The 18,447-nt window shown below is 39.9% G+C and carries 14 protein-coding genes and 1 other annotated feature; of the genes, 13 read left to right on the top strand and 1 reads right to left on the bottom strand.

The features are described from left to right. Positions 1 to 43: 43 nt before the first annotated feature. Positions 44 to 853, bottom strand: coding sequence for an SDR family oxidoreductase (locus A8L44_RS15960; RefSeq protein WP_066108688.1), 810 nt, complete (start codon positions 851 to 853; stop codon positions 44 to 46). Positions 854 to 1,287: 434 nt separating this feature from the next. Between A8L44_RS15960 and A8L44_RS15955 the strand changes: the two genes are divergently transcribed. The 13 genes from A8L44_RS15955 (at position 1,288) to tig (ending at position 18,197) form a co-directional block, all read left to right on the top strand. Next, on the top strand, positions 1,288 to 2,637 hold the full coding sequence (locus A8L44_RS15955; RefSeq protein ID WP_066108685.1) for an APC family permease: 1,350 nt from the start codon (positions 1,288 to 1,290) through the stop codon (positions 2,635 to 2,637). Positions 2,638 to 2,817: 180 nt separating this feature from the next. Then, a complete protein-coding gene (locus A8L44_RS15950; RefSeq protein ID WP_066109241.1) occupies positions 2,818 to 4,551 on the top strand; it encodes an ABC transporter ATP-binding protein in 1,734 nt (577 codons plus the stop codon). Then, positions 4,541 to 6,397 carry an ABC transporter ATP-binding protein gene (locus tag A8L44_RS15945; protein WP_066108683.1) on the top strand — a complete coding sequence of 619 codons (1,857 nt, stop codon included), beginning with the start codon at positions 4,541 to 4,543 and terminating at the stop codon, positions 6,395 to 6,397. The genes A8L44_RS15950 and A8L44_RS15945 overlap by 11 nt, the downstream gene beginning before the upstream one ends. Before the next feature lie 224 nt (positions 6,398 to 6,621). Continuing rightward, entirely contained in the window at positions 6,622 to 6,810 is a 189-nt protein-coding gene (locus A8L44_RS15940; RefSeq protein ID WP_066108679.1) for a hypothetical protein, read from the top strand. Between the two features lie 432 nt (positions 6,811 to 7,242). After that, positions 7,243 to 7,486, top strand: a binding site (T-box leader). Between the two features lie 92 nt (positions 7,487 to 7,578). Then, positions 7,579 to 9,309, top strand: coding sequence for an acetolactate synthase large subunit (ilvB, locus tag A8L44_RS15935; protein ID WP_066108674.1), 1,731 nt, complete (start codon positions 7,579 to 7,581; stop codon positions 9,307 to 9,309). Next, positions 9,306 to 9,824 carry an acetolactate synthase small subunit gene (gene ilvN, locus A8L44_RS15930; RefSeq protein WP_066108669.1) on the top strand — a complete coding sequence of 173 codons (519 nt, stop codon included), beginning with the start codon at positions 9,306 to 9,308 and terminating at the stop codon, positions 9,822 to 9,824. The genes ilvB and ilvN overlap by 4 nt, the downstream gene beginning before the upstream one ends. A gap of 28 nt (positions 9,825 to 9,852) precedes the next feature. Continuing rightward, complete coding sequence (gene ilvC, locus A8L44_RS15925; RefSeq protein WP_066108666.1) at positions 9,853 to 10,884, top strand: ketol-acid reductoisomerase; 1,032 nt, start codon at positions 9,853 to 9,855, stop codon at positions 10,882 to 10,884. Next, positions 10,871 to 12,409 carry a 2-isopropylmalate synthase gene (locus A8L44_RS15920; RefSeq protein ID WP_066108665.1) on the top strand — a complete coding sequence of 513 codons (1,539 nt, stop codon included), beginning with the start codon at positions 10,871 to 10,873 and terminating at the stop codon, positions 12,407 to 12,409. The genes ilvC and A8L44_RS15920 overlap by 14 nt, the downstream gene beginning before the upstream one ends. A 23-nt stretch (positions 12,410 to 12,432) precedes the next feature. After that, entirely contained in the window at positions 12,433 to 13,542 is a 1,110-nt protein-coding gene (leuB, locus tag A8L44_RS15915) for a 3-isopropylmalate dehydrogenase (protein WP_066108663.1), read from the top strand. A gap of 39 nt (positions 13,543 to 13,581) precedes the next feature. Then, entirely contained in the window at positions 13,582 to 15,006 is a 1,425-nt protein-coding gene (gene leuC, locus A8L44_RS15910) for a 3-isopropylmalate dehydratase large subunit (RefSeq protein ID WP_066108660.1), read from the top strand. 1 nt (position 15,007) lies between these two features. Continuing rightward, complete coding sequence (leuD, locus tag A8L44_RS15905) at positions 15,008 to 15,595, top strand: 3-isopropylmalate dehydratase small subunit (RefSeq protein ID WP_066108658.1); 588 nt, start codon at positions 15,008 to 15,010, stop codon at positions 15,593 to 15,595. 134 nt (positions 15,596 to 15,729) lie between these two features. After that, on the top strand, positions 15,730 to 16,743 hold the full coding sequence (locus tag A8L44_RS15900) for a tetratricopeptide repeat protein (protein WP_066108655.1): 1,014 nt from the start codon (positions 15,730 to 15,732) through the stop codon (positions 16,741 to 16,743). 164 nt (positions 16,744 to 16,907) lie between these two features. Further along, on the top strand, positions 16,908 to 18,197 hold the full coding sequence (gene tig / locus A8L44_RS15895; RefSeq protein WP_066108652.1) for a trigger factor: 1,290 nt from the start codon (positions 16,908 to 16,910) through the stop codon (positions 18,195 to 18,197). The last annotated feature ends 250 nt before the right edge of the window (positions 18,198 to 18,447 follow it).

The following is an 18,447-nucleotide window of genomic DNA, read 5'->3' as shown; positions in this document are numbered from 1 at the left end:
TGTTCAGAGTGCAATAGAGTATTTACTATTACTGTAGGATTGATTATTTATGTTTTGCTAGATTTGCTACAGTACCGCCATCTACACGTAAGTCGATACCTGTGATATAAGAAGCCGCATCGCTTAATAAAAATTCTACAGCTGTTGCAATCTCTTTTGATTCCCCTTCACGACGTAAAGGTGTAATTTCAAGCATCTTCTTCATTTCTGCTTGCTTTGAGGCTTCCTGACGTCCCATTGGTGTGTTGATTGTTCCAGGAGAGAGAGAATTTATACGTGCGCCATTTTCTCCCCATGTCCATGCCTGGTCCTCAACAATTAATTGTACGCCTAATTTAGATAAACTGTAGGCAGCCCCAGGATTCCCTTGGGCAAATTGCTCCATTGTTTCCACGGCATTTTCAGCTAACGGCTGTTTTAGTACTTCCATATAAGGGCCTTGACGGGGAGCCATATAACCGCTCATGGAAGAGATGCAAACGACCGCTGTTCCTTCTGTAGCAAGTGGAAGGAAAGCTTCTAGAATAATGCCTGTCCCAACCAGGTTAACTTCTGTAATCCGTTTTGAATCCGCCATAGTAGGAGAAAGGCCTGCTGTATGAACTAATCCTTTTAATGTACCCAGCTCAGCAGCCTTATCAGCTAGGTCTGCAACGTTTTCCTTAGATGTAATATCAACGACTTGAATGTGGACATCTGTAATCCCTTTTCCAGCCAATTCCTCTTTTGTTTGAAGTAAGCGTTCATGCGAAACGTCTGCTAAAAGGACAGTCCCCTTCTTGCCGACTAATTCAGCAGTTGCTTTCCCCATTCCGCCAGATCCGCCTGTAATGACATATACTTGTTTCGTCATAGTTCCAACCTCCTTATATGATTCAATTTTAATTATAAATGTTTTTTGATTAGTGGTAAAATTTAACTATGTGAAGATTCAGAACAAATTCTAAACTTTTATATAAGAGGTTAAAATATAAAACTCAAATGTTTATGTATATCCATAAAAAATAACGGTTTCAAGACTAGGTTTTGGAAAGGAAGCTAGTTCGTCATCAAGAGATATTAGAAACTAGAACACACCATACTCCTATAAAATATTGTGAGCAAATAATTAGTGAAGTAATTATTAAATAAAATAGGATAATTTAGGAGTGTATCAATTAATAAATTCAATTTTCGCTATACTAATATGATTAATAAATCAATAATTGTCTTGAATAACTTCTCTCTTTCGGATAACATTTTTAATATGTGAAATAAGGAACTTATTTTGAGAGGATTAATTAAGCCATGTCAAAACATCAACAGAAGAACATCTATGCAGCGGGAGCTGTTTTAAAGAAAGAGATTGGTTTGAAAGAAGCCTTAACCATTGTAGTTGGGGTTGTAATTGGATCAGGTATATTTTTTAAAGCTACTCCAGTATTGGAAAGCGCCGGTTCTCCAGTTGCGGCTATTATAGCTTGGTTACTTGGGGGATTAATTACTCTTGCAGCTGCTCTGACGTTGGCTGAGATTGGCTCAGCTATACCGGAGACAGGTGGGGTATTCGCTTATTTGAAGGAGCTTTATGGAGAAAAATTTGCTTTCCTATTTGGATGGGTACAAGCGTTAATCTATATACCAGGCATTCTGGCGGCGCTATCCATCGTTTTTGCCACACAAGCAACATATTTTATGCCTATGACAGACCTCCAGCAAAAATTATTAGCGATTGGTATTTTAGTATTTGTGGCCGCACTAAATATCATCTCAACTAAACTTGGAGGCAGGATTCAGTTCATTTCTACGATAGCTAAAATGATTCCGATTATTGCCATTATCGTGTTTGGAATTATTCATGGAATGGGGAAAGAAACAGCATCGCTATTCTCGGGAGAATCTGTTCATAGCTTTACCCTAACTAGCTTTGGTGCTGCAATCCTAGGAACTTTGTTTGCCTATGAAGGCTGGGTGAGTGTTGGAAATATGGCTGGAGAAATGAAAAATCCTCAGCGCGACTTACCACGCTCTATTTTATTTGGAATGACAATTATTATTGCAGCTTATGTCCTAATAAACGTAGCCTTTTTCTCTGTTATGTCTGTTCAGGAGATTGTTTCGACAGAAAAAGTAGCAACGGATGCTGCTCTCATTCTTTTTGGAAGCGGCGGCTCAGCGATTATCTCGATAGGGATTCTAATCTCTATATTTGGTACATTGAACGGATATTTGATGACAGGTGTCCGAGTGCCATTTGCGATGGCACAAAGCAAGATCTTCCCGTTCCATCATGTTATGGGACGTGTTGAAAGCCGTACAAGTACACCGATTAATGTCTTTATTTTTGAAGTGGTCTTATCGATTATTTATATTTTATCTGGATCATTTAATACACTGTCTACTCTGGCCTTATTTGCCACATGGATTTTCTTTGTAATGGCCATTTACGGGGTTTTCATCCTTCGTAAAAAGCGTAAGGACTTAGTTCCGACTTATCGAGTTCCTTTCTATCCGTTTGTTCCGCTTGTCGGAATCATTGGTGGAGTATATATATTGGTATGTACGGTTTTTACCGATACCTTATATTCTTTAATTGGATTAGCGATTACCGCATTGGGTTATCCTGTATATCTCTATCTGAAAAAATCAAATATGTAAATATGAATACACACGGGTTTCCGATTAGGAAATTCCGTGTGTTTTTTTATCTATCTATATATAAAGCTCCTAAACTGTTTTTAAAAGGAAAGGTAAATTGGGCTTTTTACTTGTATGATTGAAAAGGTTTTAGCAAAATAAGGATGTAGTCATATGTCGGTAACGAAAAAAGGTGAAGGTATGGGGTATTTACGAAAATATATAAAGAAATATGGAGTTTTATTTACGGTTGCGATTCTATTTTTAATGGTTGAAGCCATTTGTGATTTGCTTCTGCCTACGATATTAGCAACGATGATTGATAAAGGTGTAGCAAATAAAGACCTTTCTTTTGTATTGGAAATGGGCGGAGTGATGTTAGTTGTTACGGCAGTAGGTGCGTTGGGTGCGATAAGCAGGAATATAATCTCCAGTAATATTTCGCAAAAAATGGGAGCCGAACTTCGCTCTGATTTATATAAAAAGATACAGTCTTTAAAACTCGTGCAAATGAACCGTTTTGAAGCAGCGACTCTAGTTACAAGGCTTACAAATGACGTAACGCAGGTGCAAGTATTTGTGAACGGCTTGATGAGAATTATGGTGAAGGCTCCATTGATTTGTATAGGGAGCATTATCATGGCAGTCCGTTTAAATGCTTCTATATCATGGATTCTATTAATTATTATTCCGATTGTAGCGGGTATCATTATGCTGAATCTGAAACTTAGCTTTCCTTTCTTTATCCGCGTTCAAAAAGTGACAGATCGCTTGAACGGGGTAATGAGAGAATATTTATCCGGCATACGGGTGATCAGGGCATTCAATCGTTCTAAGTTTGAGAAGGAGCGTTTTGAAGAACGGAATGATGATTTGGCAGAAACCTCTATTAAAGCTATGCGAGTAATGTCTGTATTTAGTCCTGGAATCATGCTAACCGTGAATTTTGGAATTGTGCTCGTCCTTTTAGTGGGCGGTTGGAATATAAATAATGGACAGATGCAGGTTGGACAAATTGTTGCCTATGTGAACTATATGACTCAAATCTTAGTATCTTTATCGATGATTTCAATGATATTTAATTTCTTTGTTCGGGCAAGGGTATCTGCCGGAAGGATTGGAGAAGTATTTAATACTGAGGAGCCTCCTTCAACACTTGATACATCTGGAAAAGCTATTGATAAAGAAGGTATCTTTTTTAATCAAGTTGGTTTTTCATACTTTGGAACGAAGGACTTTGTAGTAAAAGATGCTACCTTTCATGTAAATATGGGAGAGACAGTTGGGATAATAGGTTCAACCGGATCAGGAAAGAGCAGTCTGGTTAACTTGATTCCTAGATTGTATGAACCTTCTAAAGGTGCCATTTATATGAATGGGGTAAACATTCAAATGATGGACCCAGCTTTATTGAGAGAGTCTGTGGCATATGTGCCTCAGAAATCTATATTATTTACGGGAACGATTAAAGAAAATATACTTTGGGGAAATGGGAATGCCAGTATGGAAGAGGTGGTACAGGCAGCCAAGGCAGCCTGTGCCCATACATTCATAGAGGCTTTGCCCAATGGGTATGATACTCATCTTGGACAGGGCGGAATTAATCTTTCCGGTGGCCAAAAGCAAAGATTATCGATTGCCAGAGCCCTGTTGAAAAAATCATCTGTTTTAATTCTTGATGATTCAACCAGCGCACTTGATGCGGTCACGGAGAAGCAATTAAAGGAATCATTAGGGGAAAGAACGAAAGGGTCGATGATTTTTTTGATTGCCCAAAGAATAACCTCTGTTATGGATGCCGACAAAATTATCATTATGGATAATGGGAAAATAGTAGGTATTGGAAATCATGAAGAGTTAAAAACACATAATCCGGTTTATCAGGAAATTATACGTTCGCAAATAGGTGAGGAGATGGTTAGCCATGGCAAATAAATCGGAGAATGGAAGCAAGCCCTCACAGCCGCAAATGCCGAAACCAGGGGGAAGAGGCCATGGCCATGGTGCGGGCCGATTTGCTCCTGTAGAAAAACCTAAGGATTTTACGGGAACTCTTAAACGGATTTGGGGATTTTTTGGGTCTGAAAAGAGAAGTCTGTGGATTATTTTTGGCTTTGTTGTTATTAGTTCAGCTATCAGCTTATTTGTTCCCTATTGGATTGGAAGAACAGTCGATACGATTGCGAAGGAATCAGTTGACCTGAACTTATTACATATGATGATTCTAATTTTGGCTGTGGTCTATGTAACAGATGGAATATCCAGTTTGCTCCAGGGCTGGATGATGGTCCGAGTTTCTCAGCGGGTTGTTCAATCTTTAAGAAGCAAGCTATTTCATAAGCTGCTTAAATTACCAATCGGTTATTTTGATTCGCATGCCCATGGCGATATGATGAGCAGAGTTACAAATGATATCGATAATGTCAGCAGTAGTATTTCTCAATCGACTACGCAGCTGATGGGTGGAGTCATCACAATAACGGGATCATTTATTATGATGCTAATATTGAGCCCCATTTTGACGGTTGCTGCATGTATTACGATACCATTTATGTATTTGCTGACGAAAATGATTGCTAAACGGACACGGGTTTTATTTCGGGAACAGCAAAAACATTTAGGCAAATTGAACGGACATATAGAAGAAACGATATCCGGAACGCTTATTATTAAAGCCTTTAATAGAGAAAATCAAGTGGTCGAGACGTTTGAAGAAATCAATGGTAAATTATTTGAATCAGGAAGGAAGGCACAAATCTGGTCAGGTTATTTAATGCCATTAATGAATGCAATTAATAATCTTGGACTGGCCGCGATTGCAATTGTAGGCGGTATCTTGGCTGTAAATGAAGCTGTAACGATTGGGGTGATCGCCAGTTTTGTCAGCTATTCAAGGCAGTTTACGAGACCGTTAAATGATTTGGCCAATATATTCAATCTATTTCAGTCTGCAGTTGCAGGTGCTGAACGAGTATTCCAGGTGATTGATGAGAATGAAGAGACAAAAGATGGCGAGCATGCGGTTCCACTCCGGCATTCAGAAGGAAATGTAACGTTTAAGAATGTTTCATTTGGATATGACGCAAATCACCCCATCTTAAAAAATATCAGTTTTGAAGCAAAAACGGGCAGCCACAATGCGCTAGTGGGACCAACTGGTGCAGGGAAGACAACCATTACGAATCTCTTAACCAGATTTTATGAGGTATCTGAAGGGAGCATCTTAATCGATGGGGTAGATATTCGTGATTATACAAGAGAGAGCTTAAGAGATACGTTTGGGATTGTGCTGCAGGACACGTATTTGTTTACGGGAACCATTAAAGAGAATATAAAATATGGCCGGTTGGATGCTACAGATGAAGAAATGATTGAAGCTGCCAGAACGGCAAATGCTCATTATTTTATTACAAGACTTCCAAATGGCTACGATACGATGCTTCTAGAAAATGGCTCGAATCTCAGCCAAGGGAACAAGCAGCTGCTAGCTATTGCCCGGGCAATATTAAAGGATCCAGCCATCCTGATCCTGGATGAGGCAACGAGCAGTGTAGATACGAGAACAGAGCTTGCCATACAGAATGCTATGCGTAAAGTGATGAGAGGACGTACCAGCTTTGTGATTGCACACAGGCTCAGTACGATTCGCGAGGCAGATAAGATTATGGTCATTGATGACGGCCAAGTCAAAGAGAGTGGAACGCATGAAGAATTATTACGTCATAAAGGTCGATACAGTGAAATGTATGAAAGCCAGTATAAAAATATCCAGACTTCATAATGTGAAATCCTGTGGTAATTGATCCGCAGGATTTTTTATTGAATTATATGTAAATAATATGGAAATTATATGCTACTATTAAAATAGTATTTAAGAAGGAGTTCGATTGCTTTGAAAAAAAGACGACCCTGATACTATTTGTCCTTTCATTCATCTATCTATCATTGGCCCAAGTATTAAGTTGGAATAAATACTTTGTTGTTTGGGAGGGTAAGGTATATGAAATGAAGGAAGATGAGGCAATAGATCCTCGGAAAATTGGTAAATACATAGGCAAGGTGGAGTCAATAGCAGATGACGATACCGGACAATATAAAGGGAATGGCTCTAACATATACCCTGTAGGCACTAAGTATTATAAATTGAATAATCAATCTTCTGATTCTGCCATTGCTGTTGAAATCGGTAACTAAAAATGGAAGAAAGCCGAGTTTATTGATGAAGCACCGTTCCGTTTTACCGACCTGTTTGGGAAATACTTGCCTTATACACTTTTAGCAGCTATTGTATTTATTATTTTAGTGAAATTTATACCCAGAATCAGAGTGTCACAATAAATTCCAGAGCTTATAGGCTCTTTTTTTGTGTAAAAAATAGAGATGAAATTTCATTTATTTCTTTTAATTACAAATGATATTGCGATGATAAAAATTTAAAAATAGGAAAACCGCTTAGCAAAAACAATGAAAGCGCATACAATTATTCAGAATTAATTAAATAGTCTAATAATTTAGAAAAATCAGTTGACTATGTGTCTGGAAGGTCGTATTATAAATTTCAACGAGATAACAAATTAGTAATTATTTGGATTTATAATAGTGGAACTAATAACAAGAATTTAATAAGTAGAAGCGATGATAAGGATAAGTAGTAAGTGGGCTGAACAGTTACAGAGAGCCGATGGTGCTGAGAATCGGTACTGTTTCCAAGTATGAACTCCCCTTTGAGCGTCTGTATGAACTCTCCAGTAATACAGACCGGGTTTGACCGATCAACCCGTTATCAAAAGTAAAGAGTGCATGATTGATGAAATCAATTATGAATTAGGGTGGTACCATGGAAAGGACAACAAGCCTTTTCATCCCTGCGTTTCAATTGGGAAACGTATGTGATGAAAAGGCTTTTTTATTTTTAAAAAAGACCTGGCAAATAAGCCTATCACTAAACAGGAGGTAGATTCCATGTTGGAGAAAACAGCTCTTGCTGAGAAGAAAAGCCTACAAACTGAAATAAAAATCAGCGGAGCCGAGATGTTGGTCAATGCCCTGAAAAAGCAAGGAGTGGAGGTTTTATTTGGATACCCCGGAGGTGCCGTTCTACCCATTTATGATGCACTTTATAAATCGGGATTGAAGCATGTGTTGCCAAGACATGAGCAAGGCGCAATCTATGCGGCTGAAGGATATGCAAGGATAAGTGGAAAGCCTGGAGTGGTAATTGCTACCTCTGGTCCCGGAGCAACCAATATTGTCACAGGTCTTGCTGATGCCATGATGGATTCCTTGCCTTTAGTCGTTTTTACCGGTCAGGTTGGTACAGGAGTAATCGGAACAGATGCTTTTCAGGAGGCAGATATTTTAGGAGTTACAACACCGATCACAAAGCATAATTATCAAATTCGAAATACGGCAGATATTCCAAGAATCGTGAAGGAGGCCTTTCATATTGCTTCAACAGGACGGCCAGGGCCAGTCCTCATTGATATTCCGAAAGATATGGCTCAGCTCGTAGCAATAGAAGAGGAACCTGAGACAATCCATTTGCCGGGATATCAGCCAAAGTATGAACCTAATTATTTGCAGATTAGAAGACTCGTAGAAGCAGTCAGTTCTTCTAAGAAACCCGTTTTCTTGGCTGGTGCAGGTATCCTTCATGCGAAAGCCTCAAAGTACTTACTTGAATATGCTGAGCAACAGCAAATCCCAGTCGTTAATACATTATTGGGACTTGGCAGTTTTCCTCCGAGTCATCCGCTTTACATCGGAATGGGAGGGATGCACGGAATATACGCAGCCAATATGGCACTGGCTGAATGTGACCTATTAATCAATATTGGTGCCAGGTTTGACGATCGTTTAACAGGTAATCTATCAAAATTTGCACCGCATGCAATGGTTGCCCATATAGACATTGATCCTGCTGAAATCGGTAAAAATGTTCCGACGGCTATCCCGGTTGTAGGAGATGCCAGGCATGCTCTGAAGCATTTAATCAAGCAGAATGGCAAACAGCCAGATAACGAGGGCTGGAGGAAGCAAATTCAGAATTGGCTGGAGGATGCACCATTCTATTATGACAAGGGGAACGGTCAGCACCTGAAACCACAGAGAATTATGGAAATGATTTATGAAATGAGTAATGGGGATGCCATCGTGACAACCGATGTTGGTCAGCATCAAATGTGGGCTGCCCAGTATTATCCTTTTAAGCGTCCGAATGCATGGGTAACCTCCGGAGGACTTGGCACGATGGGGTTTGGATTACCGGCTGCGATTGGAGCACAAATTGCTGAACCAGATGATTTGGTTATCTCCGTAAATGGTGATGGGGGTATCCAAATGTCCATTCAGGAACTTGCTGTTATCGCAGAACTGAACTTGCCAGTAAAAATTATCATTATCAATAATGGTTCTCTTGGAATGGTACGCCAATGGCAGGAAATCTTTTATGAATCCCGATACTCAGAAAGTGTATTTCGTTCCCAGCCCTCCTTCAGCAAGCTGGCTGAAGCTTATGGAATAAAGGGATTCGATATCCGGACGGAGGAAGAAGCTGAAAGGGTATTTAACGAAGAATTTAGTAAAGATAGTCCAGTACTAATCAATATTTTTGTAGAACCTAAAGAAAATGTATACCCAATGGTTGCACCTGGAAAGGGAATTAATGAAATGGTAGGGGTGAAGAAAAATTGAAAAGGATCATCACTTTAACCGTTCTAAACAGACCGGGTGTCCTTAACCGGATTACCAATTTATTTACGAAACGAAATTATAACATTGAAAGTATTACGGTAGGGCAATCCGAAATGGAGGAGAGAGCGCGAATAACTTGTGTTGTAAACGTCGAATCCGTGCAAATTGCAGAACAAATTACCAAACAATTAAATAAACAGATTGATGTCATAAAGGTACAGGACATAACAGATCAATCCGTTGTAGCCAGGGAGCTTGCGTTAGTAAAAGTAACAGCCACTCCCCAATCGAGAAGTGAGATTTACTCACTCATTGAGCCTTTTAGAGCTTCGGTTATTGATATTGGCAAAGAAAGTCTTGTGATTCAAATAACCGGTGAATCAAATAAAATAGAAGCTTTTATCGAATTAGTCAAGCCGTACGGAATTAAGGAATTAGCTAGAACAGGCACTACCGCTTTTGCCCGCTCCACTCAAATGGGCAACCAGGGAACAAAGAATTATTCAATTGTCTAAATAAAAATGAAAAAGGGAGAGAACAATTATGGCAAAAATGTACTATCAAAATGAAGCAAATGAAGCAGCTTTATCAAATAAAAAGGTAGCAGTTATTGGATATGGATCACAGGGGCATGCCCATGCACAGAACTTACGGGAAAGCGGATTTGAAGTAGTTATTGGATTGCGAGAGGGTAAATCTTGGAACCAGGCGGTTGAAGATGGATTTGATGTTAAATCTGTTAGGGAAGCAAGCGAGGAAGCAGATGTAATCATGATTCTCTTACCGGATGAACATCAAACAAAAGTATATAAAGCAGAGATTGAACCAGTCTTGCGGAAAGGTCATACACTGATGTTCGCTCATGGTTTCAATGTCCATTATCATCAAATTGTTCCTCCGGCATTTGTAGATGTATCCCTAGTGGCGCCAAAAGGACCGGGCCATTTAGTCAGAAGGACATTTGAACAAGGGGCAGGTGTTCCAGCATTATTTGCCATCTATCAGGATGTGTCAGGTGAAGCAAGAGAAGTTGCATTGGCTTACGCAAAAGGGATTGGAGCACTTAGGGCAGGAGCTCTTGAAACTACATTCAAGGAAGAGACCGAAACAGATTTATTTGGAGAACAGGCAGTACTTTGCGGGGGACTTACCTCCTTGGTAAAGGCAGGTTTTGAAACGCTGACGGAAGCTGGCTATCAGCCTGAGCTTGCTTACTTTGAATGTTTACATGAATTGAAATTAATTGTTGATCTCATGTATGAAGGCGGCATGGAAGGGATGCGCTATTCCATTTCTGATACCGCTCAATGGGGTGATTTTGTTTCAGGTCCCCGCGTAGTTGGCCCGGCTGTTAAAGAAGAAATGAAGCAAGTGTTAAAAGAAATTCAGAATGGCACATTTGCAAAAGGATGGCTGCTTGAAAATCAAGTGAACAGACCTGTATTTAACGCGACACAGGCACAGGAAAATGCACATCCAATTGAACAGGTAGGCAGAGAACTTCGTCAAATGATGCCATTTATTCAACAGCAAAAAAAGAAACAGAAAGAAGTGGTCGGCAGTGCGAAAAATTAATATTTTTGACACGACCTTACGTGATGGAGAACAATCTGCCGGAGTCACTCTTAATTTGACCGAAAAACTGGAGATAGCCAAACAATTAGAAAAAATGGGTGTAGATATCATTGAGGCTGGTTTTCCCGCAGCCTCTCCAGGAGATTTCGAATCAGTGAAGAAAATTGCTGATTTAGTCAAAAATTCAACGGTAACAGGACTGGCAAGATCTGTGGAAAGTGATATTGATGCAGTGTGGGGAGCTTTAAAGCAAACGGCCGACCCGAGGATACATGTCTTTCTTGCTACATCACCCATACACAGGCAGTATAAGCTGAAAATGACGGAGGATCAGGTAGTTGAAGCTGCCGTGGCTTCGATCCGTTATGCTTCGAAGTATTTCCCGGTTATTCAATGGTCAGCTGAAGATGCTTGCCGAACAGAGCTTCCATTCCTGGCTCGGATTGTGGAAGAAGCTATCAAAGCCGGAGCAAAGATCATCAATATCCCGGATACGGTTGGTTATATCACACCGAAAGAATACAGTGAAGTCTTCCGATATCTAATGAGCCACGTTCCATCTATAGATCAGGTTACGTTGTCTGCCCATTGCCATGACGATTTAGGATTGGCGACCGCCAATTCTATGGCAGCGATTCTGGCCGGAGCGACTCAGATAGAAGGTACCATTAATGGAATTGGTGAACGGGCCGGGAATACTGCACTGGAAGAAGTAGCGCTTGGCCTATATACAAGAAAAAATTTTTATCAGGCAGAAACCGGCTTGGTTCTTAGTGAAATTAAACGTACAAGTGAATTGGTCAGTAAACTGACAGGTATGGTAATCCCGCCAAATAAAGCTGTAGTAGGTAAAAATGCCTTTGCACATGAATCCGGCATTCATCAAGACGGTGTGCTTAAAGAGAAAACAACCTACGAGATAATTGAACCTGAATTAGTTGGATTAAGTTCTAACTCCATGGTGCTTGGTAAGCATTCAGGCCGGCATGCATTCCGTACAAAATTAGAAGAGTTAGGCTTCCCTGTGTCGGATGAAGAAGTTAATCACCTTTTCAAAGTATTCAAGGATCTCGCAGATCGTAAGAAAGAAATGACAGATGATGATATTGTCGCGTTAGTACTGGAAGAGAAAGTAACAAAAGAGGATAACTATTATGAATTAATTTCCATTCAGGTTCAATACGGAACCAATCAGATTCCTACAGCAACCGTTACATTGTCAGGGGTAAATAACGACAGAATACAGGAGGCCTCCACTGGAGCAGGGAGTATTGAAGCGTTATACAATACGCTCGAGCGTTGCATCCAGAAACCAGTTAAGCTGCAGGATTACCGTATTCAATCAGTTGGCGGCGGCAGAGATGCGTTGGCACAGGTGTTTGTAAGAATTATTTATCAGGGAGTGGAAACAAGCGGACGGGGATTAGCCCAGGATGTGTTGGAAGCGTCGGCCAAAGCGTATTTAAATGCTATTAACCGAGTGATTTTAACAGTAGAGCACCAATCAATGGTGATCACGAATTAATCAATAAGGGGGATTTCTTCGATATGAAAAAAAACATTGCTGTATTGCCGGGTGACGGAATTGGACCAGAAATTATGATAGGAGCCCTCGAAATCCTCAATGCTATTGGTGAACGATTCGGGCATGAATTCGTCTTTGAATATGGGCAAATTGGCGGGGCAGCGATTGACACGGAGGGTACCCCTTTATCTGAAAAAACGATTGACCTTTGTAAACGAAATGATGCCGTGTTACTTGGAGCAGTTGGCGGTCCGAAATGGGATCATAATCCCCCGGAGATGCGACCTGAGCAAGGGCTGTTAAAAATCCGCAAAGAGTTAAATTTATACGCAAATATGCGTCCAATCAGTTATTATGCCAGCATCGAGGATTCATCACCTTTGAAAAAAGAAATCATTGATGGTACGGATTTTTTAATCGTGAGGGAACTAACGGGCGGGTTATATTTTGGCAAACCGAGTAAGCGTAATTATCATGATGGCATGGAATCTGCTGTCGATACTCTGTATTACGAACGCGAAGAAGTAAAGCGGATTATCACACTCGCTTTTGAATTGGCAAAGGAACGAAAAGGAAAGGTAACATCCGTTGATAAGGCAAATGTATTAGAATCAAGCCGAATGTGGAGAGAGGTGGCAGAAGAAGTAGCCAGTGAGTATCCAAAAGTGAAGCTTGAGCATATGCTCGTAGACAACGCAGCGATGCAGCTTATCCGTAATCCAAGGCAATTTGACATATTGGTGACTGAAAATATGTTTGGTGATATTTTGAGCGATGAGGCAAGTGTCTTAACTGGTTCACTTGGAATGCTCCCTTCAGCAAGTCTTTCTGAAAATGGTTTGCATTTATATGAACCAATTCACGGCTCTGCCCCGGATATCGCAGGCCAGGATAAAGCTAATCCAATTGCAATGATTCTGTCTGTTGCATCGATGCTTCGCCATTCCTTCCAAATGGAAGAAGAGGCAAGTATAGTGGAACAAGCGGTGAAAAATGTACTGGACTCCGGCAAACATACAATAGATATATCAGGAGATGGAAAAGTGCTGTCAACTACGGAAATGGCCAGGGCTATTAAGGAAGAAATTTTGCAGAAGGACGCTATTTTTCACATTATGGAAGCGTACGCGTAAAAAAAATTAAAGGTATCAATAAAATGAGGAGGGATCTATGTGGGTAAATCGATCGTGGATAAAATCTGGGAAAATCATATAGTGCACAAGGAGGCGGGAAAACCAGATTTATTATACATCGATCTGCATCTCGTTCATGAAGTGACTTCTCCTCAGGCATTTGAGGGTCTTCGCCTAAAGAAAAGAAAGGTACGCAGACCAGATTTGACCTTTGCAACAATGGATCATAATGTCCCCACCATTAATCGTTTTGTAATAACAGATGAGGTGGCGAAAAGGCAATTGACAGCACTTGAACGGAATTGCCAGGAATTTGGAGTACCTTTAGCAGGCCTTGATAGTGAAGACCAGGGAATTGTCCATGTGATTGGACCTGATTTAGGCTTAACCTGGCCGGGAAAAACCATTGTTTGCGGCGACAGTCATACATCTACACATGGTGCATTTGGTGCATTGGCCTTTGGAATTGGCACGAGCGAAGTGGAGCATGTATTAGCGACGCAAACCATTTGGCAAAACAAACCGAAAACGATGAAAATTGAAATAAACGGTTCACTCCAAAATGGGGTTACTGCAAAGGATGTCATTTTATTTATCATCACTCAAAATGGAACGAACTTTGGTAACGGCTATATTTTGGAATATGCAGGCGATGTAGTACGTAATATGTCGATGGAAGAGCGCATGACTATGTGTAATATGTCTATTGAAGGCGGCGCTCGTGCCGGTCTGGTTAGCCCGGATGAAACTACTTTTTCTTATATGAAGGGCCGGAAATATGCTCCCGTGCCGGACGAATTCGAGGAATATTGTAAGCGGTGGTCAGAATTGGCCAGTGATGCTGATGCAGATTATGACAAAGTAATCTACATGAATGGAGATGATATTTCTCCTATGGTCAGTTGGGGTACCAATCCTGGGATGTGCAGCCCGGTAACCGGGAATATCCCTCATTCAAATTCAATGAAGCCAGCAGCAGCCAAAACATTACAGCGAGCGCTAGAATACATGGGTCTTAAAGAAGGTCAGGCAATTACAGATATACCGGTTCAGCATGTATTTATTGGTTCCTGCACAAATTCCAGGATAGAAGATTTAAGGGAAGCGGCTGAAATTATCGATGGTAATAGGGTTGCTGCAGGAGTGAGAGCAATGGTCGTTCCAGGCTCACAGGCTGTTAAGAAGATGGCAGAGGAAGAAGGTCTGGATACGATTTTCAAAGCAGCTGGATTCGAATGGAGAGAAGCAGGCTGCAGCATGTGCTTAAGTATGAATCCAGATGTGGTGCCGGCAGGTGAACATTGTGCTTCCACGTCGAACCGTAATTTTGAAGGAAGACAGGGCACTGGAGCAAGAACGCATTTAGTATCTCCGCGCATGGCAGCAGCGGCAGCGATTTACGGAAAGTTTGTAGATATCAGAGAAGCGGTGAATCCTATGATTTCTGGAAAAGGAGGTCACTAAAATGGAAAAAATGACAGTCTATACAGGTAAACCTGTTATTCTTGAACGCGATCATGTCGATACAGATCAGATTATACCGAAGCAGTTCCTGAAGCGCATTGAGCGTACCGGGTTTGGCAGGTATGTGTTTTTTGACTGGCGTTTTCATGCAGATGGAACCGAGCGAGACGATTTTGAACTGAATCAGCCTGAAGCTAAAGGTGCGACCATTTTGTTGGCAGGTGAAAATTTTGGATGTGGATCCTCTCGTGAGCATGCCCCATGGGCACTGGGGGATTATGGGTTTAAAGTAATTTTAGCTTCCTCCTTTGCAGATATTTTTCATCAAAACTGTTTGCAAAATGGAATACTGCCGATAACCTTAGAAAAAGAGACTCTTGCTTCACTAAAGGAATTTATACGTAAAACACCGTTGGATCTAACGGTTGATCTACCTAATCAAGAATTGAGAGCACAAGAAAACGTACTTGCTCGATTTGATATTCATCCATATTGGAAGAACATGCTGATTAATGGTTGGGATGAAATTGAACTAACGCTTCAGTATAATGAAGAAATCAATCAATACGAACAGAGAATACTGGCATAGACTACAAGATATATAGTCTATGTTTTTTTGCGTTTCATTGTTTATTGAGTGAATAACAGAAAGATTTTTTGTTTTTCATGGAAAGGCATGCTAAACTAACGACAATTAATTCAAAAAAATCAAGGCGGTTTGTTATGAAGAACACAAAAAGTGAACGAAAGGATGAAAAGGTAATTCCTTTTCCTAATCTGGCACAATTGCTCCTCAAAAAAGGTATGCAAGCCATGGAGGAGAAAAAATTCAAAAATGCCCGTGAATTATTTGGCCAGGCGTATGAATTGGAACCGGAAGATGAAGATATCAATATCGGATTGGCTCTGTCACTTGTAGAGCTCGGGAATTACCAAGATGCAAAAGCTATAGTGAATAAGATGATGGGAAATGGAATTGGAGAGTATTTTCATGTCATCAATATTTATTTAATGATCCTTCTGCAATTAAATGAACATCGCGAGATTATATCGGTAGTCGAAGCGTTATTGGAAGAAAATCAAGTACCTGAAGGCAGAGTTGAATCATTAGAACATCTATTGGCTATGAGTAAACGAATTGTGGAACAGGGCAGCGAACAGGAATATTCAGATGATTTTCCTGAATTTAAAGTCGAATCACCTCAAATTCAGGAGGAAGAAATAAAAGTTATTTTGGAAACCGGAACGATGCAAGAGCAATTTTTTATGCTATCTTCACTTGCAGGGCAAAATATTAGACCGTGGGTAGGGCTGCTTTGCCAATATTTAATAGAAGAAAAACATCCTTTTTTAAAAACCTTTACTTTATCCATATTAAAAGAGCAGGAAGTGGATAAGATTGTAGAGGTGGATAAGTTCGGTCAAACTATTACAGTGAATATAGTAGACTTACCAATTGTTGAAGAAACGCATTTTTTATCTGACATACATAAAACCTTACGTGACAGGTTGGAAAATAATAATCCTATCATGTTCGAACAGGCAATGGAAATGGTTAAAAGGCATAATATCCTGCTTTATCCATTGAATATACCGAATCTCGAAGGATGGGCAGAAGGCTATTATCGAATTGTGTCGGAAGCCTATGGAATCGATTTGAAGGAGCCTGATGAAAGGATAAATATAATTATAGAGGAAATCAGGAATCTAGAGGGGATGACTTTCCCTGTTATTTGAGGGTCCAAGTCTTGAAACGTAGGAAACCTATGTTATAATATAGTGGTTGCAATATGCATTGGTACAGTAAGGCTGTACTGCCTAAGATCAATAAATCTAGTTGCACATAATATCGTGTTAAGAGAAAACGATTATTAGGAAATATATATAGTGGAGGGAAAACCATGTCTGCAAAATGGGAAAAGCTTGAAGGGAACAGCGGTGTATTAACTGTTGAAGTACCGGTTGAAAAAGTAAACGAAGGCTTAGATTCAGCATTCAAAAAAGTGGTTAAACAAGTACAAGTGCCAGGATTCCGTAAAGGAAAAATGCCTCGTGCATTATTTGAAAAGAAATTTGGCGTTGAGTCTCTTTACCAAGACGCATTAGATTTTATTCTTCCAGAAGCATACGCTAATGCAATTGAAGAAACTAAAATCGAGCCAGTTGATCGTCCAGAAATCGATATCGAAAAAATGGAAAAAGGCGAAGCTCTTATTTTCAAAGCAACTGTTACTGTGAAGCCAGAAGTTAAACTTGGCGAATACAAAGGTATTGAAGTTACACAACTTGATACTGAAGTAACTGATGAAGATATCGAAAAAGAAATCAAAACTTTACAAGAGCGTAACGCAGAGCTTGTAATCAAAGAAGAAGGACAAGCTGAGAATGGTGATACTGTAGTTTTAGACTTTGAAGGATTCGTTGATGGCGAAGCATTCGAAGGCGGACAAGCAGATAATTACTCCTTAGAACTTGGTTCTAACTCTTTCATTCCAGGATTTGAAGAGCAATTGGTTGGTCTTGAAGTTGGTGGAGAAAAAGATGTTGAAGTTACTTTCCCAGAAGAATATCATGCTGCAGAATTAGCAGGAAAACCAGCTGTATTCAAAGTGAAAATTCATGAAATCAAAACAAAACAATTACCTGAGTTAGATGATGAATTTGCTAAAGATGTTGATGAAGAAGTAGAAACATTGGAAGCACTTAAAGAAAAAATCAAAACTCGTTTAGTTGAGTCTAAAAACCATCAAGCAGAGCACCATGTAAAAGACACAGTTATCGAAAAAGCGGCAGAAACTGCAGAAATCGATATTCCAGAAGCAATGATCGACACTGAAACAGATCGTATGATTCAAGAATTTGAACAACGTCTTCAAGCTCAAGGTATGACTCTTGACATGTACTTCCAATTCTCTGGCCAAGACAAAGATGCTCTTAAAGGTCAAATGAAAGAGGAAGCTGAAAAGCGTGTACGCATCAACTTAACTCTTGAAGCAATCGCTAAAGCAGAGAACCTTGAAGTTACTGAAGAAGAAATCAACACTGAAGTACAAGCAATGTCTGAGCAATATGGCTTGACTGCTGAACAAATCATCCAAGCGCTTGGCGGAACTGAAAGTGTTAAAGGTGACTTATTAGTAAGAAAAGCAATCGACGTATTAGTTGATAACAGCAAAACAGTAGAAGCTTAATACACATATTAAATAACAAAACAAGGTGCGATTTTATCGTACCTTGTTTTATACATACTATACATACTAATTGCAGGGCCAAAGTTTCGAGAAGATTCGACTTTTAGAATCGAAATATTTTAACACATACATAATTGCTTTTTTCATGAATTAAGTGTAGATTAATTCTAAATAAATAGGATTTAAAACTCTTCCATTTTTGATTTCCAGGATTGAAAGGAGTCAAGAATGGATATTATGTACATATACA

Origin of the sequence: Bacillus sp. FJAT-27986, from assembly GCF_001685035.1 — a bacterium.
GTDB lineage: Bacteria > Bacillota > Bacilli > Bacillales > Pradoshiaceae > Pradoshia.
This window is presented reverse-complemented; position numbering and strand designations above follow the sequence as displayed.

What these genes read in the sequence shown, in the direction of transcription:
- A8L44_RS15960 (WP_066108688.1), bottom strand. Translation starts at nt 853, where the DNA reads ATGACGAAACAAGTATATGTCATTACAGGCGGATCTGGCGGAATGGGG.
- A8L44_RS15955 (WP_066108685.1), top strand. Translation starts at nt 1,288, where the DNA reads ATGTCAAAACATCAACAGAAGAACATCTATGCAGCGGGAGCTGTTTTA.
- A8L44_RS15950 (WP_066109241.1), top strand. Translation starts at nt 2,818, where the DNA reads ATGGGGTATTTACGAAAATATATAAAGAAATATGGAGTTTTATTTACG.
- A8L44_RS15945 (WP_066108683.1), top strand. Translation starts at nt 4,541, where the DNA reads ATGGCAAATAAATCGGAGAATGGAAGCAAGCCCTCACAGCCGCAAATG.
- A8L44_RS15940 (WP_066108679.1), top strand. Translation starts at nt 6,622, where the DNA reads ATGAAGGAAGATGAGGCAATAGATCCTCGGAAAATTGGTAAATACATA.
- ilvB (WP_066108674.1), top strand. Translation starts at nt 7,579, where the DNA reads ATGTTGGAGAAAACAGCTCTTGCTGAGAAGAAAAGCCTACAAACTGAA.
- ilvC (WP_066108666.1), top strand. Translation starts at nt 9,853, where the DNA reads ATGGCAAAAATGTACTATCAAAATGAAGCAAATGAAGCAGCTTTATCA.
- leuB (WP_066108663.1), top strand. Translation starts at nt 12,433, where the DNA reads ATGAAAAAAAACATTGCTGTATTGCCGGGTGACGGAATTGGACCAGAA.
- leuD (WP_066108658.1), top strand. Translation starts at nt 15,008, where the DNA reads ATGGAAAAAATGACAGTCTATACAGGTAAACCTGTTATTCTTGAACGC.
- A8L44_RS15900 (WP_066108655.1), top strand. Translation starts at nt 15,730, where the DNA reads ATGAAGAACACAAAAAGTGAACGAAAGGATGAAAAGGTAATTCCTTTT.
- tig (WP_066108652.1), top strand. Translation starts at nt 16,908, where the DNA reads ATGTCTGCAAAATGGGAAAAGCTTGAAGGGAACAGCGGTGTATTAACT.